This is a genomic window from Actinopolymorpha singaporensis, assembly GCF_900104745.1.
Lineage (GTDB): Bacteria > Actinomycetota > Actinomycetes > Propionibacteriales > Actinopolymorphaceae > Actinopolymorpha > Actinopolymorpha singaporensis.
Window position 1 is genome coordinate 1,733,598 of the sequence record NZ_LT629732.1, and the last position, 22,277, is coordinate 1,755,874.

General features: G+C 68.2%; 24 protein-coding genes. 11 read left to right on the forward strand and 13 right to left on the reverse strand.

From position 1 onward, the window contains the following. Positions 1-155 precede the first annotated feature (155 nt). Positions 156-1,505: an NADP-specific glutamate dehydrogenase gene (gdhA, locus tag BLU27_RS07880; protein WP_092651971.1), complete on the forward strand. Its 1,350-nt coding sequence runs from the start codon at positions 156-158 to the stop codon at positions 1,503-1,505. A 627-nt stretch (positions 1,506-2,132) separates the two neighbouring features. Here the strand turns inward: gdhA and BLU27_RS28880 are convergent. The 4 genes from BLU27_RS28880 to BLU27_RS07895 all read right to left on the reverse strand — a co-directional run bounded on the left by BLU27_RS28880 (position 2,133) and on the right by BLU27_RS07895 (position 5,959). Then, on the reverse strand, positions 2,133-3,596 hold the full coding sequence (locus tag BLU27_RS28880; protein ID WP_157728322.1) for a ScoMcrA-related endonuclease: 1,464 nt from the start codon (positions 3,594-3,596) through the stop codon (positions 2,133-2,135). A 78-nt stretch (positions 3,597-3,674) separates the two neighbouring features. Continuing rightward, complete coding sequence (locus BLU27_RS07885) at positions 3,675-4,862, reverse strand: globin domain-containing protein (protein WP_092651973.1); 1,188 nt, start codon at positions 4,860-4,862, stop codon at positions 3,675-3,677. A gap of 78 nt (positions 4,863-4,940) precedes the next feature. Next, positions 4,941-5,411, reverse strand: a complete 471-nt coding sequence (locus BLU27_RS07890) for an RrF2 family transcriptional regulator (protein WP_092651975.1) — start codon at positions 5,409-5,411, stop codon at positions 4,941-4,943. A gap of 89 nt (positions 5,412-5,500) precedes the next feature. Beyond that, positions 5,501-5,959 (reverse strand): hypothetical protein, encoded by a 459-nt coding sequence (locus tag BLU27_RS07895; RefSeq protein WP_241827843.1) that lies wholly within the window; start codon positions 5,957-5,959, stop codon positions 5,501-5,503. A 449-nt stretch (positions 5,960-6,408) separates the two neighbouring features. Between BLU27_RS07895 and BLU27_RS07900 the strand changes: the two genes are divergently transcribed. After that, entirely contained in the window at positions 6,409-6,789 is a 381-nt protein-coding gene (locus BLU27_RS07900; protein WP_092651979.1) for a VOC family protein, read from the forward strand. Positions 6,790-6,809: 20 nt separating this feature from the next. On the opposite strand, the gene BLU27_RS07905 is transcribed toward BLU27_RS07900, so the two are convergent. Beyond that, complete coding sequence (locus BLU27_RS07905) at positions 6,810-7,289, reverse strand: HIT family protein (protein ID WP_197681735.1); 480 nt, start codon at positions 7,287-7,289, stop codon at positions 6,810-6,812. Positions 7,290-7,444: 155 nt separating this feature from the next. On the opposite strand from BLU27_RS07905, the gene BLU27_RS07910 reads away from it, so the two are divergent. Further along, complete coding sequence (locus BLU27_RS07910) at positions 7,445-7,879, forward strand: hypothetical protein (protein WP_092651981.1); 435 nt, start codon at positions 7,445-7,447, stop codon at positions 7,877-7,879. 455 nt (positions 7,880-8,334) lie between these two features. After that, entirely contained in the window at positions 8,335-8,625 is a 291-nt protein-coding gene (locus BLU27_RS07915; RefSeq protein ID WP_092651983.1) for a hypothetical protein, read from the forward strand. A gap of 19 nt (positions 8,626-8,644) precedes the next feature. Here BLU27_RS07915 and BLU27_RS29820 read toward each other — a convergent pair whose 3' ends face one another. The 3 genes from BLU27_RS29820 to BLU27_RS07930 form a co-directional block, all read right to left on the reverse strand. Then, positions 8,645-8,824, reverse strand: coding sequence for an ANTAR domain-containing protein (locus tag BLU27_RS29820; RefSeq protein ID WP_197681736.1), 180 nt, complete (start codon positions 8,822-8,824; stop codon positions 8,645-8,647). Between the two features lie 706 nt (positions 8,825-9,530). Then, complete coding sequence (locus BLU27_RS07925) at positions 9,531-10,259, reverse strand: GAF domain-containing protein (RefSeq protein ID WP_092651985.1); 729 nt, start codon at positions 10,257-10,259, stop codon at positions 9,531-9,533. Positions 10,260-10,325: 66 nt separating this feature from the next. Then, positions 10,326-11,030, reverse strand: a complete 705-nt coding sequence (locus tag BLU27_RS07930) for a GAF and ANTAR domain-containing protein (RefSeq protein WP_092651987.1) — start codon at positions 11,028-11,030, stop codon at positions 10,326-10,328. A 133-nt stretch (positions 11,031-11,163) separates the two neighbouring features. Between BLU27_RS07930 and BLU27_RS07935 the strand changes: the two genes are divergently transcribed. Beyond that, positions 11,164-11,679 (forward strand): DUF1360 domain-containing protein, encoded by a 516-nt coding sequence (locus BLU27_RS07935; protein ID WP_092657360.1) that lies wholly within the window; start codon positions 11,164-11,166, stop codon positions 11,677-11,679. A 57-nt stretch (positions 11,680-11,736) separates the two neighbouring features. Here the strand turns inward: BLU27_RS07935 and BLU27_RS07940 are convergent, their stop codons facing one another. From BLU27_RS07940 to BLU27_RS07950, 3 genes are all read right to left on the reverse strand, one after another. Continuing rightward, the gene (locus BLU27_RS07940) at positions 11,737-12,708 is read right to left on the reverse strand and encodes a hypothetical protein (RefSeq protein WP_092651989.1); all 972 of its coding nucleotides are present in this window, start codon (positions 12,706-12,708) and stop codon (positions 11,737-11,739) included. 198 nt (positions 12,709-12,906) lie between these two features. Beyond that, a complete protein-coding gene (locus BLU27_RS31170) occupies positions 12,907-13,062 on the reverse strand; it encodes a con-10 family general stress protein (RefSeq protein ID WP_092651991.1) in 156 nt (51 codons plus the stop codon). Positions 13,063-13,581: 519 nt separating this feature from the next. Further along, on the reverse strand, positions 13,582-14,370 hold the full coding sequence (locus BLU27_RS07950) for a hypothetical protein (RefSeq protein ID WP_241827844.1): 789 nt from the start codon (positions 14,368-14,370) through the stop codon (positions 13,582-13,584). A 135-nt stretch (positions 14,371-14,505) separates the two neighbouring features. On the opposite strand from BLU27_RS07950, the gene BLU27_RS07955 reads away from it, so the two are divergent. The 3 genes from BLU27_RS07955 to BLU27_RS07965 all read left to right on the forward strand — a co-directional run bounded on the left by BLU27_RS07955 (position 14,506) and on the right by BLU27_RS07965 (position 16,566). Then, the gene (locus tag BLU27_RS07955; protein WP_092657362.1) at positions 14,506-14,952 is read left to right on the forward strand and encodes an Hsp20/alpha crystallin family protein; all 447 of its coding nucleotides are present in this window, start codon (positions 14,506-14,508) and stop codon (positions 14,950-14,952) included. 647 nt (positions 14,953-15,599) lie between these two features. Next, positions 15,600-16,052, forward strand: coding sequence for a hypothetical protein (locus tag BLU27_RS07960; RefSeq protein ID WP_092651993.1), 453 nt, complete (start codon positions 15,600-15,602; stop codon positions 16,050-16,052). Between the two features lie 157 nt (positions 16,053-16,209). Continuing rightward, positions 16,210-16,566 (forward strand): YciI family protein, encoded by a 357-nt coding sequence (locus tag BLU27_RS07965; protein WP_092651995.1) that lies wholly within the window; start codon positions 16,210-16,212, stop codon positions 16,564-16,566. 26 nt (positions 16,567-16,592) lie between these two features. Here BLU27_RS07965 and BLU27_RS07970 read toward each other — a convergent pair whose 3' ends face one another. Beyond that, a complete protein-coding gene (locus tag BLU27_RS07970) occupies positions 16,593-17,261 on the reverse strand; it encodes a DUF1345 domain-containing protein (protein ID WP_157728324.1) in 669 nt (222 codons plus the stop codon). A 141-nt stretch (positions 17,262-17,402) separates the two neighbouring features. Further along, positions 17,403-20,399, reverse strand: a complete 2,997-nt coding sequence (locus BLU27_RS07975; RefSeq protein ID WP_241827845.1) for an alpha-L-rhamnosidase — start codon at positions 20,397-20,399, stop codon at positions 17,403-17,405. 536 nt (positions 20,400-20,935) lie between these two features. Here BLU27_RS07975 and BLU27_RS07980 point away from each other — a divergent pair. From BLU27_RS07980 to BLU27_RS30085, 3 genes are all read left to right on the forward strand, one after another. Next, positions 20,936-21,268: a hypothetical protein gene (locus BLU27_RS07980; RefSeq protein ID WP_157728326.1), complete on the forward strand. Its 333-nt coding sequence runs from the start codon at positions 20,936-20,938 to the stop codon at positions 21,266-21,268. A 349-nt stretch (positions 21,269-21,617) separates the two neighbouring features. Further along, complete coding sequence (locus BLU27_RS07985; RefSeq protein WP_092652001.1) at positions 21,618-21,815, forward strand: hypothetical protein; 198 nt, start codon at positions 21,618-21,620, stop codon at positions 21,813-21,815. Positions 21,816-22,116: 301 nt separating this feature from the next. Continuing rightward, positions 22,117-22,269, forward strand: a complete 153-nt coding sequence (locus tag BLU27_RS30085) for a hypothetical protein (protein ID WP_206744644.1) — start codon at positions 22,117-22,119, stop codon at positions 22,267-22,269. Positions 22,270-22,277 lie beyond the last annotated feature (8 nt).

Genomic DNA, 22,277 nt, shown 5'->3' on the forward strand with positions numbered 1-22,277 from the left:
CCGATTCTGCTCCGCGAGCCTCGGGCGGAGGTGAGGTCAGGACGGGGTGCCCGGGCCAGGTAGCCTCGACGGTCGACGGCACCGGCGCCGTCGTTCCGACATCCACACTCGGCTGCTGACCCCGGCCGGGACGACGTGTGCCTGGAGGATGCGCGGTGCGCGACCTCGACGAGAAGCTTCACGACATCTACGCCGAAGTACTCCGCCGCAACCCTGGCGAGCAGGAGTTTCATCAGGCTGTCCGAGAGGTCCTGAGCAGTCTCGGGCCGGTGGTCGCCAAGCATCCGGAGTACGCCGACGCGGCCGTCATCCGCCGCCTCTGCGAGCCGGAACGGCAGGTCATCTTCCGCGTACCGTGGGTCGACGACGCCGGGCAGGTGCAGCTCAACCGCGGTTTCCGCGTGCAGTTCAACTCCGCACTCGGGCCTTTCAAGGGCGGATTGCGCTTCCACCCGAGCGTCTACCTCGGAATCGTCAAGTTCCTCGGCTTCGAGCAGATCTTCAAGAACGCCCTCACCGGGATGCCCATCGGCGGCGGCAAGGGCGGCTCCGACTTCGACCCGAAGGGCCGAACGGACGCGGAGGTCATGCGCTTCTGCCAGTCGTTCATGACGGAGCTGTGCCGGCACATCGGCGAGTACGTCGACGTTCCGGCCGGCGACATCGGCGTCGGTCGGCGCGAGATCGGCTACCTGTTCGGCCAGTACAAGCGGCTGACCAACCGGTACGAGTCCGGCGTCCTCACCGGGAAGGGCCTGGCCTGGGGTGGTTCGCAGGTACGCCAGGAGGCCACCGGCTACGGCGCGGTCTTCTTCGTCAACGAGATGCTCAAGGCGCGCGGCGAGACGTACGACGGAAAGCGCGTCGTGGTGTCCGGATCCGGCAACGTCGCCATCTACGCGATCGAGAAGGTGCACCAGCTCGGGGGCACCGTGGTCGCGTGCTCCGACTCCGACGGCTACGTCGTCGACGAGAAGGGCATCGACATCGAGTTGCTCAAGGAGATCAAGGACGTACGGCGCGGCCGCGTCCGCGACTACGCCGAGGCGCGCGGCAGCTCGGTCGACCACGTGGTGGGCGGGACGATCTGGGACGTTCCCTGCGACATTGCCCTGCCGTCGGCGACGCAGAACGAACTCAACGGCGCCGACGCCCTCACCCTCGTCAAGAACGGCTGCCGGGTCGTGGGTGAGGGCGCGAACATGCCCACCACGCCGGACGCGATCAAGGTCTTCGACGACGCCGGGGTCGGGTTCGCTCCCGGAAAGGCCGCCAACGCGGGCGGAGTCGCGACCAGCGCGCTGGAGATGCAGCAGAACGCCTCGCGCGACAGCTGGAGCTTCGAGCACACCGAGGAGCGGCTCGAGGAGATCATGCGATCGATCCACGATCGCTGTGCCGAGACCGCCGAGGAGTACGGCACCCCCGGCAACTACATCGCCGGCGCGAACATCGCTGGGTTCATCCGGGTCGCCGACGCCATGCTCGCCCTCGGCATCATCTGATCTCGCTTATTGCACGCTTGGTACGCCGGGCGCTGGATCAGTGCCGCTTCCTCATCTGAGGCGCATTGGACTGGTCCGGGATCGAGTTGTCCCGGGCCCCGTCGCGCGCGGATTTTACCGCGCGGCAACCGACCAGGCCGTAGCTGCTGTGTTCCGGGCTTCCAGTCCGGGACATTGTGGATCCAACGGCCTTGAGCGCCGACCCGAATAATCTCGTGACCGCACGCGCAGGAGGTGGTCTGCACCAGATCCTGCGTCAACCGCTGCGCTGGCGTTAGGGCCTCCGTTCCGTGGTGTCTTGGCTTGCTGTCGCCCAGTGGAGTCGAATCCGGCTCGCGGCGGCGCACCGGTGACACGGGCTGCTTCGGCGCGTACACGGGTGGCGGTCTGCGAGACCAGCGCCACGCGGGTGGAGCCGGTCCAGATCCTGCACGAACGCCATCTCGCGCAGGTCGTGACCAGCACTGAGGTTACTTTTGGGTACTCCCAGCGCGACGGCTGGTGCGCCTATACCTGCAGTGCTCGTGGTGAGCTGCACGGCCAGGTTGCCCACGGTGCCGCCCCTTCGGCACTGACCGGCCGAGGATTTACCCTCACACTGACTAACCCGGCACCCATTGAGATGACTCACCCGCCCATGCGGTAAAGCAGGTGATTCGCCGACTCGGGCCATGCCAGCGTCACGTCATACTTTGCGGCCAGGTCAATCCATCGGTGCTCTCTAGGCTTGCCTTCAACGTACAAAACCGGACTAACGTCCTCCCCGCGCGTCGTGAGTGTGTCCGTGTAATCAAGTACCTGTCCGAGGCCCATACGGAGTTGACGCACCTGGTTCGCAGCAGTGAGACTTTTGACTTCAACTACGACCATCTTGCTGCCGGCATGCCAGGCGAGGTCGAAATCGGGGTCATGGACCGAAGGTGATAGCGGGGTTAGGCCGGAGTCCTTAACATGTGCCGCGAGGAGATTCTGAAGTCTTCGATGGGCCGACAGGCCGCGGCCGTAGGAGTCTGGATCAGGGCTACGGGGTTCACTCAACTTGGGAAGGACGAGCTCGTCCTGGTGTCGGTACGGTGCCCCTAGGTCCTTCTTCGGTAGTGACGTTGGAGGGGACGAGACCGGGCGCAGGCGGAAGATGATCACCTTTCTGAGCTTGTCGCTATCGGTCTGGGCGGCCATCGCATATTGATACGGCTGTACATCGTCGAGGACGAACTCGCCAACGTACGTGACAAATCCGCCGGCACCTTCAAAAAGCCGGAGGGCCCGACCATCCTCTGCGTGGTCCCGGATGGCTTTATTGCCGCTAACGAACTGTTGATCGCCGCGTTGACCGCGGCCCGTGTAAAGGAAACTGCCGTCCGTGTCCCACTCGTCTTCGTAGCCATGTCGTGACCCGGACCTGGGGTCAGTAAATAGGAAGACATTAGCGCTCTGGCGCGAAGGGCTTACTCCGTCCTGACCGGAACCACCATATTGGGCATGAAGCTCAGTTCGCTTGATAATTTCGCCCGGCACCAAGTGCCACTCTTTTGCTGATGTGGAGAGGCGCGACTGTTCAAATGATCCTTGGAGTCCCTCGGGGTTAGCGACGGTGAAACCGAGTTTCTCAAGGAGGGAAAGAACCGTCTTCTCGCCACCAGAGAATTCGGACGCAGTAAGCGCTCGCTCACCCGGGTACTGCTTCGAGTATGCCACTCCCACGATCGCCTTGGAAGGATATCTCCTGTCTCCCAAATAGAGTTCATATGACCTTGCTCGGCCAAAGCCATATCGCTTGTGGAACGTCTCTTCGCCAAGCTCGTCATACTCAGCAGCTGCCGCAATAATCGCTGCCGAATCCGTGACATCCGATAGTCGACGCGTGCCCAACTTAGGTTCCCCCCGGAACGCCCGTGCACCCCAGCAGCCAGGCGGTCCGGTTAGGCCAGCGCCAGCTGCTCCATGATCATCTTCGTTGATCTTACGGCACCGCTCCGCCAGAACGCCGTCTTTGTCAAGGTCCGATGACCGCCCCAGATACGTTGCGGGCGGCCACGCCGGGTTACCCGACGCGCTCGCCCTGCATGCGGTGTCAACGTCGTAGAGCATCCGAGCGACCGCGTTCGTGGGGCGACTGCTATGGGCGCCCGCCGTTGACCGGTGAGCGCCTGTAGCTGCAGCGGAGGACTACTGCTGGCCGAGCCAGAGGTCGGGGCCGAAGACCTCGTAGTGGATGGCTTCCGGAGTCAGGCCGAGGGCCAGCAACTGTCCTCGTACGGCTCGCAGGAAGGGCAGCGGCCCGCAGAGGTATGCGGTCGCGTCGGACGCGATCGACAGCCCGCTCAGATCGACGAACCCCGTCCGCTCAGCCGGCCACTCACCCTCAGGAACCTCGTACCACACCGCGGCCTGGGCGTTGCCCAGCTTGGCGACCAGCTGTTCCAGGTCGGAGCGGAACGCGTGCGTCGCGGGGGAGTAGTCGCCGTGGGCGACGGTGACGTGCCGGGCGGAGTTCGTGGCGGCGAGGTGGTCGAGCATGCTCATGATGGGCGTGCAGCCGATGCCCGCGGAGGCGAGCACCACCGGGCCGTCCGCGTCGTCCAGGCTCACGTCGCCGAACGGCGCGCTCACCCGCAGGACGGCGCCCTCGTGCACGCGGTCGTGCAGGAAGTTGGAGACCTCGCCGTCCGGGGCGCCGACGATCCGCTTGACCGCGAACCGCAGGGCGTCCGGCGCGGTCCCGGACAGGCTGTACTGCCGGATCTGGTGCGCACCGTCGGGCAGTTCCACCTGCACCGAGACGTACTGTCCCGGACGAGCCGGCGGCAGCGGGCCCTCGTCCACCGGGCGTACGAGGAACGTCGCCACGTCCGCGGTCTCCTCATAGCGTCCGACGACGCGGTACTCGCGCCAGGTGTCACCGTTGACGGCGCCGGCCTCGGCGTAGAGGCGGGACTCGATGGCGATCAGTGCGTTCGCCATCAGCCAGTACACCTCGTTCCACGCCTGCGCGACCTCGGGCGTGACCGCCTCGCCGAGCACCTCCGCGATCGCCTCGAAGAGGTACCTGTGCACGATCGCGTACTGGTCACGGGTGATGCCGAGTGACGCGTGCTTGTGGGCGATCCGGGAGAGCATGGCGTCCGGCCGTACGTCGGGATGCTCAACGAGTGCCGAGGCGAACGCCGCGATGGAGCCGGCGAGCGCCTGCCGCTGGGTGCCGTTCGCCTGGTTGCCCCGGTTGAACAGGTCACGGAGCAGTTCGGGGTGGGCGGCGAACATCCTGTCGTAGAAGAGACCGGTGATGTCGCCGATCGCCGCGCCGACGGCGGGGAGAGTGGCACGAATCATGGCAGCCGACTGCTCGGACAGCATGGCCTACCTCCAAGGTGACTTTGGGTCGGGACAGTGGTGAATCGCGTTGCGGTGTTGATGCTTCGCGCACATGCGCACTCAGCTCGCCGCGGATCGTGCGGTCAAACTGAGAAGAACTGGGCCCGTGGGTGAGGCCACGAGATCGTCGACAGTGACGGGATCGAGCGTGGCGTAGAACGCCTCCTGCGCCTTACGGAGCAGCGAACGCAGCCGGCACGCGGCACGCAGCGGACAGGGCGGGTCGTCCTCGCAACCCACGACATCGCGCACGCCTTCGAGTTCGCGAACGAGCCAACCCACGGAACTCGCGCGGCCGGCCTGGGTGAGTGTCAACCCACCGTTGCGTCCGCGCCGGGCGTCGACGACGCCGAGGTGCTGCAGGCGAGTGACGACCTTCGCGGCGTGGGTGTACGGGACCGCTACGGCATCCGCCACCTCGCGGGTGGTGGGCATCGAGGTTACGCCGCCGTTCCCGTCCTCGTCCCCGTTCGCCACGGCCAGCCGCATCACCACGCGGAGGGCCAGGTCGGTGCTCGCCGTCATTCGCATGGCTTCAGTGTAGATAAAGACGATTCTAGGATTCCACTTTTGCTGAGTGTTGGGTACGTCACGCCCGGGTGGACGGCTGGCTGGGTGGGTCAGGCGCGGGCGAGCAGGCTGACGCCGAGGCCGAGCAGAGCGATCACTTTCACGACCTCACAGGCGACATACGCGAGGTGGCCGTGCGAGCGGGGCTGCTCGGATTCGGTGCGTACGTCCGTTCCTGTAGGGGTCTCCGCTTCGGCTCCTACGTCGAGACGAGCGCCGGCGAGAACCACATCCGAACGGCGGTTCAGCCGCGGACGGATCACGGCGAGCTGCACAGCTAGCAGTACCACCACGACTGCGGTGAACGCGACGACAACCGCCGAGGGGTCGCTCAAGGCCACTGCGACCACGATCACCAGGGCGAGCACCGCCTCGACGGCGTTGAGCGCCCGGAAGACCAGCCTGCCAATGCCGAGCCCGATTGGAATCGTCACGCCGGGAGCGCGGAACTTCAACGGCGCCTCGAGGAACGAGATGGCGAGCACCATGCCCAGCCACACGAACGTCACGGCGCCCGCGACGGCAGCAGCAGTCGAGCTCATCAGGGGACCCGTCCTCGCTCTCGCCTTCCCGCATTCAGCCGTACGGCATCGAGATTACGTCCGTCATTCGGGGGGTGAAACAGGGCCCTCGCCCGCCCGACCCCGAGGCTACGCCCCGCTGGTCGTGCGGCGGTGAAGGCCGACACGCTGTCAATCGTGGCTTTCCGCGATGCCGGTCAACTCCTGGTTGATCGACAAGGGCATCAAGGAGAAGATGTAGCCGCGTTGCCGAAGCGGTCAATCGCCGGTTGCGATGATGCTCGGACTGCGCTGTTCTGCAGCGGTCCGAACAGCACCGGAAAGGTCTCGCCAGTGCTCGCCTCGCCCGGTACGCTCGCGACGTTGTTCGAGGCCGGGAGTCGTGACGCTCGACGTGTGGCGATCCGGCGGTCCAGTTTGAACGTTAGGTTTCGTCAATGGCATGTCGGATCAGTGAGCTCGTACTCGGTTGTCGTGACCCTGAGACGCTGGCGAAGTTCTGGTGCGAGGTCCTGGACTTCGTCGTGCTCGACCGCGAGGGCGACGACATGTTCGAGATCGGGCCGCGGGAAGGGTTCGGTGGCCCGCAGCCGACAATCATCCTCAGCCGCAGGGATGAACCGGAGAAGGGCAAGTCGCGGTTGCACATCGATGTCAACGCCACCGATCGCGATCAGGACGCCGAGCTCGAACGCCTGCTCAAGCTCGGCGCTCGCCGAGCGGACATCGGGCAGACGGGAGAGGAGTCCTGGCATGTCCTGGCCGACCCCGAAGGCAACGAGTTCTGCCTGCTGAGGGCCCGACTCGCTCCGCTCTGACGCCCGCCGCTCACAGGCGGCTACCCGGCGTCGTCCCGGAACCAGCGCCGGCCCCGCTCGCAGAACGCCTCCACCTGCTCGCGCGGCGCCTCGTAGTCCGTCACCATCATCGCTGCCTGCAGCTGCTCTGATCGCCGTCCGCCAAAGGCTCGTACGACGTCAGTCGTCACCGGCTGTACGACGAAGTGCAGGTGCTTGCGCGCGGGCTCACCATGCGACCACTGGCACACGTACACCTGCTCGGGCTCGCACAGCGCCTCGACCATCCGCGAGGCGTCACGCAGCACCCGTCCCAGCTCCTCCGCGGCCTCGACGGACAACTCGGCGACCGCCACCACGTGCCGGCGCGGCGCCACGACGAGCGTGCCGAGGTTCAGCGGGCCCACGACGTGGTTGACCACCCAGTGATCGGTCTGGTGGATCACCCCGCCGGGAAGTTCACGTCTGCCCGCCAGCAGGTCGCACCCGAGACATCCCGTTACGTCGTTCTGCGCGTCCATGCCACCAAGCCTTCCACCGGCCACCCGGGTGCCGATCATGGGCCGGCACGCCGCTTGCGCGTGAGGCGAGAATCAGGCGCCCGCCCGAGGAAGACAGGTCCCTCCGACGAGCGAGCCGGCCAGCCCTCCGCTGGGAGAGGTTCGAGTGGTTGTCCATGGGAAGCCTCGTGGGAACCGCGGCCGGGAAGCTTCCGGAGTGGTTCGGACCCTGGGCCGGGGATCGCGCACGGTTCGACCTCGACGCGCACGGCGATCCGATGAACACCACCGGCACGTTCAGGGTGTTCCACGGCGTGGGTACGACCGACGAGGCCCGGGCCGAGTTCGAGGGCGACATCACCTGCCTCACGGTCGCCGGCCCGGCGGCCATCGCCACCGGCGTCATCACCCACGGCTACGCGGACCTTCCCCCACTCCCTGACCCGGACGTGACGGGGAAGAAGGTCTCCTTCACGGTGCTCGACCACGGCGGCCGGGACCGGATGTACTGGGCGTGGGAGTTCGTCGGCGCGCCGATCAACGACTGCCAGGGGCTCGCTCCGATGTTCAGGCCCAGCCACGGTGGCTTCCGGGTAGGCACCGACGACTGACCGTCACCAGGACCAGCCCCGGCCACGGGGGCTTCGCCACGGGTGCAAGTCCCGGCAGGTGTGGTAGCTTCGATCCCGGTTGGGCAGCTAGCCATGCGGCGTCGCCGCGGCAACTTCGAGCTGCGAGGCGAAGCATGAGCGAGCCCGCCAAGTTCCGCGAGTCGGCCCGGATCCCTTTCTACGAAGGGAAAACTCTTCGCGCCGTCCTCGCCACGGACGATCGTCGACTCGGCTTCCGACGGCTCCGACGCCTACCTCGCCGATGCGCACCGAGACAAACCATGGCGCCCCGAGCGTCCGATCACCCACATCCAGACGTGCACCCAGACCCTGTGCCTACCCGGTGGAGACCCGAGCGGCGACGACGCCTCCCGGATGCAACCCGCCCATTGGGCAGCCGACCCGGACCCCGTCGGCTGCCCACCCATCCCGATCGGGGTACCCGAGGAGTCGTTGTGACCGACCTCGACGAGCCCCGGCAGGGGAGCGCGGAGCCACGTTCGGCTCTCGCCGCCAGGAACGTGACCGGGCATCAAGTTCTGCTGATCACCATCGACGAGGACCTCGGGACCGCCAAGTACACCTACGGCTATCGGGCAGTCTCCGACGTCATCACCGGCCCGGACGGACGGCGGACAGTGCAGGTCACCCCGGACTCCACCCGTCCCACGCGCGCGAACAGCGTCACCTGGCCGGCCGAACTCGTGCTGGTCACCTGCGCCCCGGGATGCGCCTGCCAGTCCTGACCGCCGGTCAGCCGGTCGGTCAGCCGAGCTCCTCGTCGTCGAGCGGGACCCGCCGGGCCACGACGTCGCGTGCGAGTGCGAGCAACGGCCGCTCCTCGGCGTAGGCGCGGGCGCGCAGCCGCGTGAACGCCTCGTCGAGTTCCACGTCCAGATGGGCGGCCAGCATCCCGGTGGCCAGATGCACCTCGTGGTACGACAACGGCAGCTCGCCATTGTCCTGCGCGGGATCCGCTTCCTCCTCCGTGGATCCACTGCTGTCGGGTCAGCGACCTGACGCAGGAGCGCGGACGTTGCCAGGTCGGCGAAGATCGCGGCGTCGGTCAGCGCCTGAGCCGCCAGGCGGCCGGCCTCCCGGCTGTAGAGGTCGAGGGTGCCCAACCGGATCGCACCGACCTGCATGGGAAACGCGAAAGCGGCACCCAGTCCGAGACCCGTCACCGCCTGGGTGAACGCCGGCCAGCGGGTTCGTTCGGAGGCGAGAAAGGGAGCGAGAACGACGTTCCCGCTCTTGAACGCCTCCTGCCCCGGACCTTCGCCGAGGGTGTACTGCAACTCCTCCAGGCTCGCCGCCCAGTCGTCGCTGGCACCCCAGGTCTCCTGGACACGCGAATCCACCCGCATGGTCAGCGCGGCGGCGTCCACACCGTCGACCAGCGACACTGCAGCCACACACACCGAACCGGCCCAGTCGGCCGATCCGGAGGTCTCCGCCCGGTCGGCGATGGTGCGCCAGAGCTGTTGGTAGCGCTCCTCGTCCAAAAGACCTGCTCCTGACTGGTCAGACGGGCACCTTCCTTACCCGGCAAAACGCGTTCTCACAGGCGGTGCTCAGCGGCCCCAGACGGGGCAAAAGCCGCCACCGCTTGGTGGTTGGGTCGTGTCTCGTCTCCTCGACAGTTGGTGCCTCAGGCCTGCTCGGCCGACGGGTCCAGGTCGGCCGGACGCAGCGATCCGCTGGTGATGGCATGGGCCACGATGTGCAGGGCCACGTGGTGACTGCGCGCGTGGTGGCGGACGATGGTCCAGGCTCGGTCGACGTCGATGTTCAGGCCGCCGGCGACCATGCCTACCGCCTGGCCGAACTCTGCCCGGGCGTTGACCGCGGCCAGCGTGCGTTCGAAGAGTCTTTCCGTACGCCGCACACTGGGCTCCTGGGCAAGCCCCAGGGCGGCGAGGGAGGCCAGCGACCGCGCGGCGTCCAGGCGCCACTGCGGGGCCTCGCCGGGGTCGGCGAAGAGGAGGTTCAGGCCGCCGACCGGCTTGCCATCCAGCCGTAGAGGGACCGCCTCCACAGCATGGAAACCGGCCGCCATCGCCGCCGGGGCGAAGCTGGGCCATCTGGTGGTTTCGCGGGACAGGTCGGTCGCCACCACGAGCTCACCGGAGCGCACGCAGTCCACGCAGGGTCCCTGATCGATCTGGGCCTGCAGCAACTCCACGAACTCCGCCCGCTCGTCGGACGCGGTCACCAGCCGGATGATCCCTCGCGGGTCGACCATGAGCAGGCCGGTGGCAGAAGCGCCCAGCACGTCCACGCAGGCGGTCGTGACCTGGTACAAAACTTCCGGATCGCCTCGCTCGTCAGTGAGGCCGTCGGTGATCTCCACCATGCTGGCGGCGAGACGATCCGTCATCTCAGACACACCTACCAGCCTACTCTGAGGCGCGGGCCGGTGACCGGTCCGGCTTCGGAGCGGTTATCACCGCGCACCGGGAATCTCGCCGGTGTAGATGATCTGGTGTGCCACCTCGCGCAACTTGATGTTGCGGTGCTGGGAGATCCGGCGCAGGACGTCGAAGGCTTCCTGGCTGTTCAGGCGATAGCGTTCCATGACTATTCCGACCGCTTCGCTGATGTCGGAGCGGGTCTTCAGCGCCTCGGTGAGCGTCTCCGCCCGGCGGGCCGCCGCGATCGCCACGCTCGCGTGTGCGGCGAAGATCGCGCCGACGGCCCGGGACTGCTCGGTGAACGCCAACGGCCGATCGGCGTACAGGTTGAGCGCCCCGATCACCTCGTCGCGCGCACTCAGGCGGAACGACAGCATGGCCGCCACCCCGAGCTTCGTCGCGGCCGGACCGAACCTCGGCCAGTGCGGATCGTTGGCCAGGTCGTTGGCGAGGTTCACCAGGTTGTCGTCCACCGAGGCCACGCACGGGCCTTCGCGTAGTGCGTACTGCGCCTTGTCGACCTCGGACACGAAATCGTCGGTCGCAGCCGCGGTGTCGAACCGGCCGCGGGCACGTCGCAACGAAACGCCTGCCGCGGAAGCCCCTGGAACGCTGGTGGCGGCGGCCTTCACCACCGAGAGTAAAGTGGACTGTTCGGAGTCCGCCGCCCACAGCTGTTCCATCAGTTGGGCGAATCCCAGGGCCAGGCGTTCACCCTCGAATCCCTGCGCATCCATAAGGCGGGACTACCCGGCCAGTTGCCTGCAAAACGACAGCCGTGCCCACGAAGGAACGGGTCGCTATGCGTACAGGGGTTGCTGGCGGGTAGCCACGGAGGTGATGTTCCCGCCGGCTCAGAAGGAGCGCCAGATGATCAACGCCACTGCCGCCCTCGGCCGACTGGCGAACGAGGAGCACGCGTACGAACACGGCCACGAGCGGCCACTGCGCGGGTACCTCGCGGCGATGGCGGTGTTCGCCGGCGGCACCGGAGCCGTCGCCGCGCTGGCCCGGATGACCGGCCGGCAACTGCCCGAACGCATCGCGCTCACGGACGTGATCCTCGGCGGCGTGGCCACCCACAAGTTCGCGCGCATCCTCACGAAGGACGCGGTGACCAGCCCGGCCCGGGCGCCCTTCACCCAGTACGAGGAGCCGGCCGGCTCGGCCGAGCTGAACGAGAGCCCGCGCAAGGACAGCGAGCTGCGGCACGGGATCGGGGAACTCGTCACCTGTCCGTTCTGTCTCGCGCCGTGGATCGCGACCGGGTATGTCGCCACGCTGACGTTCGCGCCGCGGGTGGCCCGGGCCTGGTCGGCGGTGATGACCACCGTGGCGATCTCGGACGCCCTCCAGCACGTGTACGCGCGGATCCGCACGGAGTGAGGTGGACCACTGCCGCGAGTGCGGGTCGCGTCCTCGTGTACGGGGGTAGTCATTGCCCTACAGGGAACTCGACTGGATCGCGTCGACGAAGGATCCGTCCGGTGGAGCGAGGGCACGTCGGTGGAGGTTGTCGAGCTGGCACCGCGCGTTGTAACAACGCACCCAGGTGGCGGCGACCTCGGCCGTACTCCGCTCTGCCGCAGAGAACGCACGGCAGCGCTCGTAGTCGTCGAGAAACGCTCGGACCTCCGCCGCCGTCGGTGCGTCCGGCGGCACCGGTGACCCCTGTGTGAAGGCGCCGGCGCTGAGCCCGACCACCACTGGCTCGGGGGCGTACACGAGGCTGTCCCAGTCGTATCCGGCGACGAATGCACCGTCGACGACACAGACGTTCTGCCATACCCAGTCGCTGTGTCCGATCACGTTCGGACTGTGGTGGGTGGAACGCAGGACGGCCGCGGCGGAGTCGGCGGCTTCGTCCAGCCACTCGTATCCGGGGACCGGGGTGGAGAAGTCGAAGACAGAGTCGTGCGGCACTGGCCACGCGCCCCCACTCCAGTCCGCCCATGCCGGGCGGCCGGCGACGAGATCAGTGCCGTCCACAGTGCGCAGGGCATCGATCTGCGCCGCGAGCGCGGCCGCCATGGCGGTCCTTGCCCCCGGATCGTGCGGGCTGCCGGTCGAGGTGCAGGAGAGGCGTTCCTCGACCACCGCGAGTACGCCGTCCGTACGTGACGGGCCGTCGAGGACACGGGCGCAGCCGAATCCCGACACGGCAAGCGCGTTCTGGGCGCGTACGACGGCCAGCAGGCGACGGGCGTCCGCACCCGGCCGCAGTGCCTTGAGTACCACCTCTCGACCGTCGCGCAGCCTCAGCCCGAAGACCGCGCCAATGTCGCCGCCGGTGAACAGAACTCGGTCGATGTCGGCGCCGAGATGCTCGCGCACGTGGCGGGTCAACCAGTCGGACACCTGCGAGGCGGCGTCCGCGCCGAGGACTGCCCGCTGCACACCGCTGACCTCATCCATGCTGCACAACGCTACGGCTTGCCCGAGCCGAGTGCAGGAGCGAGCACGACTGTCAACGAGCAATTGCGTGACGCCCAGCGCCCGGCACAGTCGATGCGGCGGCGAGGCGGACCCTTGCCGCCCGGCACCGGAAAGCCGAAGGTGGGGAGCCCGTCTTCGGACTCCCCACCTGTCAGCAAGCGCGACAGCTCGCCTTACCTAGCGGCTCTGACCACCCTCGCGGCCTGCTTCGCTGGCACGCTGCGGGTCGTTGGCGAAGTTGCCGCCGCTCGCGTGGCCGCCCTTGCTCGCGATGTCCTTCTGCTGCTCCTCGGACATCCCCGCAAAGCCACGGTTGCTGTTGTCCTGCGCCATGGTTCGTGCCTCCGTCCTTCTGGACTTCAACTTGCTGACTCCCATGTACCTACGCTCATGATCGGCAAACGGGGGGATCCAGCGATTTCTGGTTCCTCTTTCTGGGAACGGGGACAAGCTGCCGAACAACCGCCCAGCAGCTCACGCAGGTGTTCTTTCCGTACGCAGATCTGTTGCCTGTAAGACGATCCGCCCGAGCGAACGCTCGGGGGGATCGTCATGGGTGGTGCGGGCAGCCGACGGGGGCTTGAGCCGACTGCCCGGTCCTTGGGAGGAATCTCCGACCGGTCAGGTGGAGTGGAGTGGACGCCCTGCTCCGGTCGTGGAAATGGATATGGCCTCGCGTCGAGCGACCCCGGGGCCAGAAGGCGAGAAGCAATGTCGAGGCATGCCGACCTCACGCCCGTCGTGCGGGAGGAACCGCATCGGCTGACTGCTCAACCAACAGCGCACCTACCCGGGTCGATCGATCACAACCGTTCGCGGCGGAAAAAGATCGCAGCGGTTCGCGAACGAGCGTCACATCCGCTGTTCGGACACCTCGCTCGGGCGGGCCGCGGGGTTGCGCCGGCTGCGGTCGGCGTTCCGGATCCGGACGGTCGTCTCGTCGAGGGAACTGACGCGTTCGGCGAGGGCCCGGTGCTTACGCCGCAGCGCCGGCTCGGTGGCGCGCAGAGGTGCGAGGAGTGCGGCGGCGTCGTCGTGACCGAGCGCGGTGTGGATGGCCTCGCGAGTGGCCCGTCCACCCTGGTCGCGTACCGGGAGCGCGCTGATCTGCCCGGCCAGCTCGCGAAGTTGCGCGGCGTTGGCTCGGGCCCACGCGGCGACGGCCCGGTCGCCCGAACGCCGGTCACGGGTGGTCTGGACCCGCTGCTCACGGGTCGTTGCGGCCTGGTCCCCGGCCTGGGGGTTGAGCCGCAGGAAGCGGCGTTCGGCGGCCTGGCGGCTGGCGAGGCCGAGCGCCGGCGCGATCTCGGTCCAGGTCAGGCCCTGTGCACGGGCAGCCTCGATGAGGGCCGGCTCCCAGGTCGCCAGCTGCTCGCGGAGGCGGCGGAGCGTGCCCAGAGCGTCCAGGATCGCCTGCCCGTCGGGCACCTCGTCGGGCACCCCCTCGGGAGCCCCCTCGACTGGCCTCGGCCCGCCGGCTCCCGGCGCGTACGCCTGGTCGAGCCGGGCCATCACCTCGACCAGGCCGGCCAGCGCCTCCGTCGCGGCGCCCTCCCCGGCACCGGTCGCTGCCGCGACCGGTGCCGAGCGCCGGGTCCGCCGCGGCGTCGTCCGCCTGGGTGAGTCTGGCGTTCGGACCATCGGCGCTCCCGGGATCGAGGAATTGTCAGCGCGATGCTGACGTACGGGGTTGTCATCGATTCGATGACATGGTACAAGGAACTCGTGCATTGACGAACTCCCGTCCAAGTCGACGATCAGGAGGTGCAGGGGACGATGTTGATGCGCACAGACCCCTTCCGGCAGTTGGACCGGCTCGCCCAGCAGGCCTTCGGTGGGGGTAACTCTCCCGGTACGTGGTCCCGGCCGAACCCGATGCCGATGGACGCCTACCGCTCCGGCGACCACTTCGTAGTCGCGTTCGACCTTCCCGGCGCCACCGCCGACGCGATAGAAGTCGACGTCGAGCGCAACGTTCTGACCGTGCGTGCCGAACGCCGCCCGCCCGAGGTGGGCGAGGATGTGGAGATGCAGGTCTCCGAACGGCCACTCGGGGTGTTCTCCCGGCAGCTGTTCCTCGGTGACACGCTGGACACCGACCACCTCGAGGCCTCGTACGAAGCCGGCGTTCTCACATTGCGGATCCCCGTCGCCGAGAAGGCCAAGCCCCGCAGGATCTCCATCTCCAGTGCCGATTCGGAGAAGAAGCAGATCAACGCCTGAGTGAGCACTCCGGCGCTGATCGATGAGGAGACGACCCGCAGCGGACGTGGTGAGAAGGGCTGGTGCGGACAGTGGCTGGTACGCACATCGCCGGCGAAACGGCGGCTTTCCTTGACCTCATCTGCGACGACCCGGCCCTGCTCCGCGCGGAGTTCGACGAGCTGATGGCGGCGTGCTGGGAGGATCCCCCCTCTCCGCCCGCACGCCGCCCCAGCCCACCACGGCGGCCGCCTCGGCGACCGCGAGGGCCGAGCGGTGTGCGGCGGCGGACGCGCCCAGGTGGGTACGACTCCTCGGCAGCGACCCGTCGCCCAGGTGGCCGGCAACGAGGCCCGCCGAGCGCGGTTCGCCTGCGGATGCACAGGTGAAGAGCGATGACCAGTGACGACCCGTGATGAACCGGGAGGTGATGTCCACCCGTCCGAGAACCTCTCAACGCACATGATTCCGATCCTGAACGCGATGCGGTGCCGGCCGGGTCTCGCGCGACCCGAAGGCGACGACGCGCACAGCTCTCGCTCATCTGTCCAGAACTCCCGGACGCCGGCCGGCCCCGCATCGCGCGCGAATAGCCGAGGCAGTCCATATCCATGGGTGCGCGTGCCCATGGCAGTCACGACCCGTCAGGTCCACGGAGGAAGCTCGACATGGCCGTCACCGATCTTGCCCCCGCCGCGAAGTCGCGGACCACGAACGCCGAGCCCCTCGCGCGTCGCCTGCGCTGGCTCGAGGACGTTCTGGACACCCTCGCGGCCTGGGAGGACGCTGACGACTTCCTGATCCTGCCCGAGCCACTGGCCGGACAGCAGACACTGCACGCCGTGCGCCGCGTCCAGGACGGTCTGGTCACCGGCCGGCCCGTTCGGAACGCCGACGTCCACCTGCTACGCCGCGCGCTGCACGTCCTGCGAGACGGTGCCGCTGACGGTGACGAGAACCTGGCCGAGGCGCTGCGCGTTCACGCCCCTCTCGGCCGGTCACCCGTCCACCCGCTCGCCGAACTCCTCGGCGACCTCACCGACCTGGGCGCGCTAGCCGACCTGTCCGCACTCTCCGACTTCGCGGCCGTCGAGCCCGCGCTCACTCGGTCGGCGGCATAGTCGGCCACCGGGTCGACCAGTCGTCGTGAAGGCTGCGACCCCAGCCCGGGGCACCTGTGGCTCACCACATTGGAGGAGGCAGAGTGTCGATCGGCGGACACCTCGTTCGTCACTGTCGTGAACGGGCCGACCGGGCCCCACCCGAAACGGACAAGTCATGGCGAAGTATCTGGTTCTCATCTACGGCGACGAGCAGAAGTGGGACGCGTTGACGGCCGAGGAAGTGCAGGACTACATGAGGGCGCACGGCGAGTTCGCCGCCGCGGCCGGGTCCGGCCTGCTCGGCGGGAACGAGCTGGAGTCGACCAGCGCGGCGACCAGCCTGCGGAACGATTCCGCCGGGCGGCTGATGGTCACCGACGGGCCGTTCGTGGAGACCAAGGAGGTGCTCGGCGGCTACTACCTGCTGGAGGCCGCCGACCTCGACGAGGCGATCAAGCTTGCCTCCCAGCTGCCGGAGGTGCAGACGCGTCACGGCGGGGTCGAGATCCGGCCGGTCCGCGTCCGGAGCTGACGCCTGCCTGACCACACGAGCCGGCGTCAGCGGTTCAGGCCGGCGACGAGGTTGATCAGAAGTGCCAGGATGACCGCGCCGAACAGGTAGGACATCAGTGCCTGGCGCAGCACGTAAGCACGAAACGCGGAGTTGCGCAGTTCGGTGTCGGAGACCTGATAGGTCATCCCGACGGTGAAGGCGATGTAGGCGAAGTCGACGAAGCGCGGCTGGGCTTCGGGGTCGCTGTCGTGGAAGTTCACGCCACCGCGGCCGTCCGAGTAGTACAGGCGGGCGTACCGCAGCGTGAAGATCGTGTGCACCACCACCCACGAGACGATCACGCTGACGACCCCGAGCCCGACGTGCAGGACGACATCGAGCGGGTGCCGGTCGTTCGCCGTGACGATCATCCAGCCGATCGCCACCAGGCTGGCCAACGCGGCGACGAGCAGCGTCAGGTCCGCGACAGCTCGCGTGGGGTCCTCCCGGCTCGCGTCGGCAGCGGTCGCCGGGCCGTCGAGCGGTCCGATGCGCCGCCAGATGACGAACAGGAACACCAACGCCCCCACGTCCCAGCCGATCAGCGGCAGATACGGCGCCGGCAACGCGACCGAGGCGATCGCCGCTGCCGCCAGGCCGCATCCGGTCGCAACCAGCACGGCCCGGCGTGCCGAAGCCCCGGCCGCTTCCGACACCTGCCTGGACCGCGTCACCCGCACCGCCTCTCGAAGATCATCTGAACGCCTGCCGGCGCAGACCTGTGGCATGCAGTACCTACCGACCAGGCGGCAGGGCAAACCAGCGCGGCGGTCACGGGAGAACGGCAGGGTGTTGACGGGCAGATCCGGACCGCGTCACCGCAACGCCGTGGAGATCCGATGCCGCCCGGAGCCGAGTTCGTGCCGCCGTCCGTTCGGCAACGTCACCTCGGCGACCGCGTTCACCGGCACGCCGACGTACAACACGACGAGGTCTCCGTCGCGCCGCCAGCCGACGAGGACCCGGCCGCGTACGGTGTCCAGAGTGACCCTGGCCCACGGGAGTCGACCGAACGCTGTCGGAGCGACCCTGAACCGTGCCCATCCCGGCTCCAGCACTTCCACACCCGCGACCCGCTCCACCAGCCAGGCCACCGGCCCGCTGAGCGTCGCGTCGTTGTGCGCCCGGGCGTCTGCCTCCCAGGACTCCCAGAATGTCGTCGCTCCCAGGCCGCGCAGGTAGCCGTAGGAGGGGTGGTCCTGCCGGTCGAGGACGGCCAGCGCCAGGTCGGAGCGTCCGTGGTCGGACAGTGCGTACGGCAGCGTGGCAGTGCCGACGTTCCCGGTGTTCAGATGCCGGCCCCTGGCTTCGATGTCGGCAGCGAGGTTCGCCACCACCGCGTCGACGTGTGCCGTCGGGACGAGGTCGAACGCGAGTGGAACGGCGTTGCTGGTCTGGCGGTATCCGGCGTCGGCGACCTCGGTCCGGTACAAACCGGCCTTCCGATCAAGGAAACGGTCGTTGAACTGCCTGACGAGCTCGTCGGTCCTGTCCCGCCAGGCGGCGGCCCGTCGAGTCCTGCCCAGGAGCTCGGCGAGTGCGGTGCCCTGGCGCAGACTCTGGATCACGAACGCGACGCCGACCAGGCTGCCGCCCTCGCGACCGCGCGGGTACTCCTTCGGCGGATTCGGCGGGTACCAGTCACCGAACTGGTCGTCGCTGACGCCACTGTCCAACTTTGCCACGCACCAGTCGACATACTTCCGCACACTCTCGAAGTGCCTGGCCGGCAGCGTGCGGTCACCGTAGGCCAGCCAGTAGCGGTGGACGAGGTAGGGGTACACACCGGTCGAGCTCGGTGTGAACAGGAATCCGCCGGTCGTCGCGGCCGGCGGTGCGATCAGCGGGATCTCACCGTCAGGTGCCTGGCCGAGCCGAAGGTCGTCGAGCCACTTCGCGAACACCGTCTGCATGGCGAACCGGTAGAGCATCGGCTGCGACGACCAGTGCGTCATGCCGGTCCAGCCCACCTTCGCCAGCGGCGACCCGTCCGGGAACCCGTGCAGGCCGTTCGCTGCGGTCCGGGCGAACGTGTCGACGATCCACTGCAGTACGGGATCGCCGAGCTGGAGGTTCATCGTGTCGGCGACGTCGCTGTTGAGCTGGACGGCGACCAGCTCGAGCGACTCCGATGCACCGCTCACCTCTACGTACTGGAAACTCTTGTAGGTGAAGGAGGGCTGCCAGGTCTCCTCGCCCGCACCGCTCGCTGTGTACTCGTCGAGCTGCAACCTGCCCTCCACCGAGGGGTTCTCGTTGCCACCGGGCACGCCCACGCTGACACGGCCGTCCGCAGCCAGTTTCTCGCCGTACTGGATCCGGACGATCGTTCCTCTGGGCAGTCGTCCACGCAGCCGCACCCGGCCGCTCATGACGGCGCCGAAGTCGAGCTGCCGGACGCCACCGGGAAGCAGTTTGTCGCCAACGGGGCGGACGATCCGGGTTGCCCGTACCGGTTCGCCCGCGAAGGCTTCCAACCTGCCGCCGGGTTCCCTGGCGAGGATGACCGGCTTCCAGCTCGTCTCGTCGAAGCCTGGTGAGCTCCAGCCGGAAAGGTCGGCGGCACGCCTGGCGTCGTGGGACTCGCCGTTGAACACGCCGTCGTAGGTGGTGGGCCCCTCGATGTAGTGCCAGGTCCGGTCGCTGCCGATCGTCACCCGGCGCCCGCCGGCAAGGCGTACCTCCAGTTGCGCCCTGACCTGGGGCTCGGACACCCACGGCTGCAGGTTGCTGCCGTCGGTGTCGGGCGCGCGGGTGGCGAAGAATCCGCGGCCGAGTGCGACGCCGATGGCGTTGTTTCCTCTGCGCAGCAAGGACGTGACGTCGTGGGTCGTATAGAGCAGTCGGCGGTCGTAGTCGGTGGTCGCCGGTGAGAGTTCGGCATCGCCCACCCGTCTGCCGTTGACCCAGGCCACCCCGTGGCCCAGCCCGCAGATGTAGAGCCGGGCTGACATGACGGCCCCGTCCAGGTGAAACTCCCTGCGGAGCAAGGGATCTGCGGGCGGTGGCGGTGGGATGGTGCAGGTCCAGCGATCGACGTTCACAGGTTCGCCGTCGGCGTAGCCGGTGCCGTCGGGATACGGGTCCTGCCGCGGATCGTCGTGGCGTACGCCCAACCAGTGCACCGATCCGCGCGGTTCGGACAGTTCGAGGTAGTAGGTCCCGGCGCCGACAGGTTCGCCGAAGTCGAGCCTGCCCTGCGCGTTGCCGTACCCGTCGGCGGTCAACCCGGTGAGCGCTCTGCGCGCGATCACCGCGCCGGTCGGCCCGGCTGCCCGCAAGGTCATCACGCAGTCCGCAGTGCCGGGCCCGATCGACAACAGGACGGCTGCCGCGACCGACGGGCCAGGAGTGACGAAGGTCTGCCCGAGGGTACTGCCCGGCCGGAGAGCGAAGTCCTCGAAGCCTGCCGGGCCCAGTACGCGGACGGCGGACGGGATGTCCAGTCCGCTCCCGATCCACTCCGCGGCCCAGTCGCCGGGTGACAGCATGGCCGTCTCGAACCACGCGATCCTGCCGTATGGTCCGGGCCGACCGGCCTCGTCCCATGCGCGCACCGTCCAGTAGTAGCGAGTACGGGCGCGTAGCACCGGTCCCCCGTAGACCTGCGCGGTCTGTTCGGTCGACTCCACCCGCCCGGAATCCCAGACGTCTGCCCGGCCCGAGCGCAGCAGTCGTCGTCGGCTGGCGACCAGGATCTGGTACGCCGTCTGCGCGCGGCCGGTCCCTGTTCCCTCGAGTCGCCAGCCGAACCGTGGCGCGGTGGCGTCGATGCCGAGCGGGTCGACGAGATGTTCGGTGGTCAGTCGCACCGAGCGAAGTCCCCGTTTCGGAGTCGACGTCGATGCGGACGGAACCCCCGGCAGGGTCGGCAGGGCCGTGAGCGCAGCCGCTCCGGCTATTCCTCCCACCACGGTCCTGCGGCCTACCTCGGTCACGACGGTGTCCTTTCGCTCGCGGTGCCGGCCCTTCGGATCCTGGCCCTCAGCGAACCTGCGCACATCGCCCCGGCGGCGACATCCGCGCTACGTCGGCCGACGTACGCACCGAGACGTCTTTGTCGGGCGGGAGGGCCCCGGTAGGTCGATCGCTCACGGGGTGCTGGGGTTGCGAGGAATGGAGTTGCCCGCTGTACGCCGCCGCAGGCATGCTCACCCGATGACGGCTCCACGGCTGGTGATGGTGGAAGGCGTCGCGCCCGGGATCGGGAAGTCGACCCTCGCCACTTCGCTTGCCCGCGTCCTGCAGGCGGACGGCACGCCTGTCGACCTCTTTCCGGAGGAGGAACCGCGGGCATGGCGAGCGACCTACCGTGGGCGACGTCGGAACCGCCAGGCTCCGGAGTTTGGTGCGAGACGTACGCCGGCTCGCCGACGACATGATGCCGTTGCTCCTGTTCCTGCATGGCGACGTTCGGGAGTCCACCAGACGGGCCGTGCCCGAACGCGGCCGGAGCTGGGTCGACTACTGGTCTCGTGTCGCCGAGGAGGACCACGCGGTCGGCGGGCCGGCGCTCGAGCGCATAGTCCACCACCAAGAACGCAGCCAGGCGCAGAAGCAAGCTGACCTCGACATTCTTCGGTCCACCGGCTGGTTCCTCCTCGACCTGGACGCGACGGCACCCGCTGAGGACGTACTAGCTCAGGCGCTGGCGGGTCTCGGGCTGTGGAGACCGGCATGAGCTCACCAGGCTGGGCGGACAGTCCCATCAGGGTGGTCAGTGGCACGTTCAGCTGGATCTTCGCGCGTGTTCGTATGGGCCTCCAGCTCGGTTGTGAGGAGCACCAGGGTGGTGTTGGTGGTGTCGGGTTGCCTGTCGGTGGATCAGGCGGACCCGGCGGGTCGGCCGTTTCGTCGGGTCGGCGGTTCTGCCGCGGGATCTGACCCACGGCTGCGTTCGTTGCCGCGTGGCGCTCCGCGGCGTCGTGTGCTGCGCTGTCGTGGGCGGTGGAGCAGTGGCAGGGCGTGTAGTCAGCCGTTGCATTCCCGGCTCCGGCGGGAGCGCAGTCACCGCAGTCACAGCCGGCACTGTGCAGGTCGTGGTCGGGGTACCGGTGTACCGCACAGCACCCCTGCTTGGTCTCACCCTGCGCCTCCTCGTCCGGCTCCTCAGCCTCGTCCTGCTCGGCCTCGTCCTGCCCAGCCTTGTCCTGCTTGGTTTCGCCGTGCGTTTGTTCAGCGAGCGGTGGGGCGGGGCAGTCTTTGATGTCGGCGGTGCCGGTGAGTAGGGCGGCGGCGACGTCGGCGCGGAGTTGGCTGAGGGTGCGTGGGTCGCCGGTTGCTTTGGCTGCGCGGGCGATGGCGTCGATGTAGCCGTACGCTTCGGCGGCCTGGTCTGCGGACAGGCCGCGGATGGCGAGGTCGGCGACGCCGTCGACGGCGGGCCAGATCGCCACGTTGCGCCCGGACCTGGCCGCCCGGTGACGTTTGGCGGCGGCGTCGGGGTCTGCCGTGACGACCTCGGCCTCCACCTTCGCCCGCAACAACCCGCCCCGCAGTTCCAGGACTTTGGGGAAGATCGCGTCCTCGATGGCACCCCACACATCGGGTTCGGCATCGGTGATGCGATCCACGATCACCCGCACATCGTTGAGCTCCAACTGCCCGCTGGCCAACGCCTCACGTACCCGCGGCAGCCAGGGCAGCGTGGTGGCCAGGGCCACGTACTGGTGCGCCCGGTAGCCGGTCCA

What these genes read in the sequence shown, in the direction of transcription:
- BLU27_RS28880 (WP_157728322.1), bottom strand. Translation starts at nt 3,596, where the DNA reads ATGCTCTACGACGTTGACACCGCATGCAGGGCGAGCGCGTCGGGTAAC.
- BLU27_RS07885 (WP_092651973.1), bottom strand. Translation starts at nt 4,862, where the DNA reads ATGCTGTCCGAGCAGTCGGCTGCCATGATTCGTGCCACTCTCCCCGCC.
- BLU27_RS07890 (WP_092651975.1), bottom strand. Translation starts at nt 5,411, where the DNA reads ATGCGAATGACGGCGAGCACCGACCTGGCCCTCCGCGTGGTGATGCGG.
- BLU27_RS07900 (WP_092651979.1), top strand. Translation starts at nt 6,409, where the DNA reads ATGGCATGTCGGATCAGTGAGCTCGTACTCGGTTGTCGTGACCCTGAG.
- BLU27_RS07905 (WP_197681735.1), bottom strand. Translation starts at nt 7,289, where the DNA reads ATGGACGCGCAGAACGACGTAACGGGATGTCTCGGGTGCGACCTGCTG.
- BLU27_RS07910 (WP_092651981.1), top strand. Translation starts at nt 7,445, where the DNA reads ATGGGAAGCCTCGTGGGAACCGCGGCCGGGAAGCTTCCGGAGTGGTTC.
- BLU27_RS07925 (WP_092651985.1), bottom strand. Translation starts at nt 10,259, where the DNA reads ATGACGGATCGTCTCGCCGCCAGCATGGTGGAGATCACCGACGGCCTC.
- BLU27_RS07930 (WP_092651987.1), bottom strand. Translation starts at nt 11,030, where the DNA reads ATGGATGCGCAGGGATTCGAGGGTGAACGCCTGGCCCTGGGATTCGCC.
- BLU27_RS07935 (WP_092657360.1), top strand. Translation starts at nt 11,164, where the DNA reads ATGATCAACGCCACTGCCGCCCTCGGCCGACTGGCGAACGAGGAGCAC.
- BLU27_RS07940 (WP_092651989.1), bottom strand. Translation starts at nt 12,708, where the DNA reads ATGGATGAGGTCAGCGGTGTGCAGCGGGCAGTCCTCGGCGCGGACGCC.
- BLU27_RS31170 (WP_092651991.1), bottom strand. Translation starts at nt 13,062, where the DNA reads ATGGCGCAGGACAACAGCAACCGTGGCTTTGCGGGGATGTCCGAGGAG.
- BLU27_RS07950 (WP_241827844.1), bottom strand. Translation starts at nt 14,370, where the DNA reads ATGGTCCGAACGCCAGACTCACCCAGGCGGACGACGCCGCGGCGGACC.
- BLU27_RS07955 (WP_092657362.1), top strand. Translation starts at nt 14,506, where the DNA reads ATGTTGATGCGCACAGACCCCTTCCGGCAGTTGGACCGGCTCGCCCAG.
- BLU27_RS07960 (WP_092651993.1), top strand. Translation starts at nt 15,600, where the DNA reads ATGGCCGTCACCGATCTTGCCCCCGCCGCGAAGTCGCGGACCACGAAC.
- BLU27_RS07965 (WP_092651995.1), top strand. Translation starts at nt 16,210, where the DNA reads ATGGCGAAGTATCTGGTTCTCATCTACGGCGACGAGCAGAAGTGGGAC.
- BLU27_RS30085 (WP_206744644.1), top strand. Translation starts at nt 22,117, where the DNA reads ATGGCACCCCACACATCGGGTTCGGCATCGGTGATGCGATCCACGATC.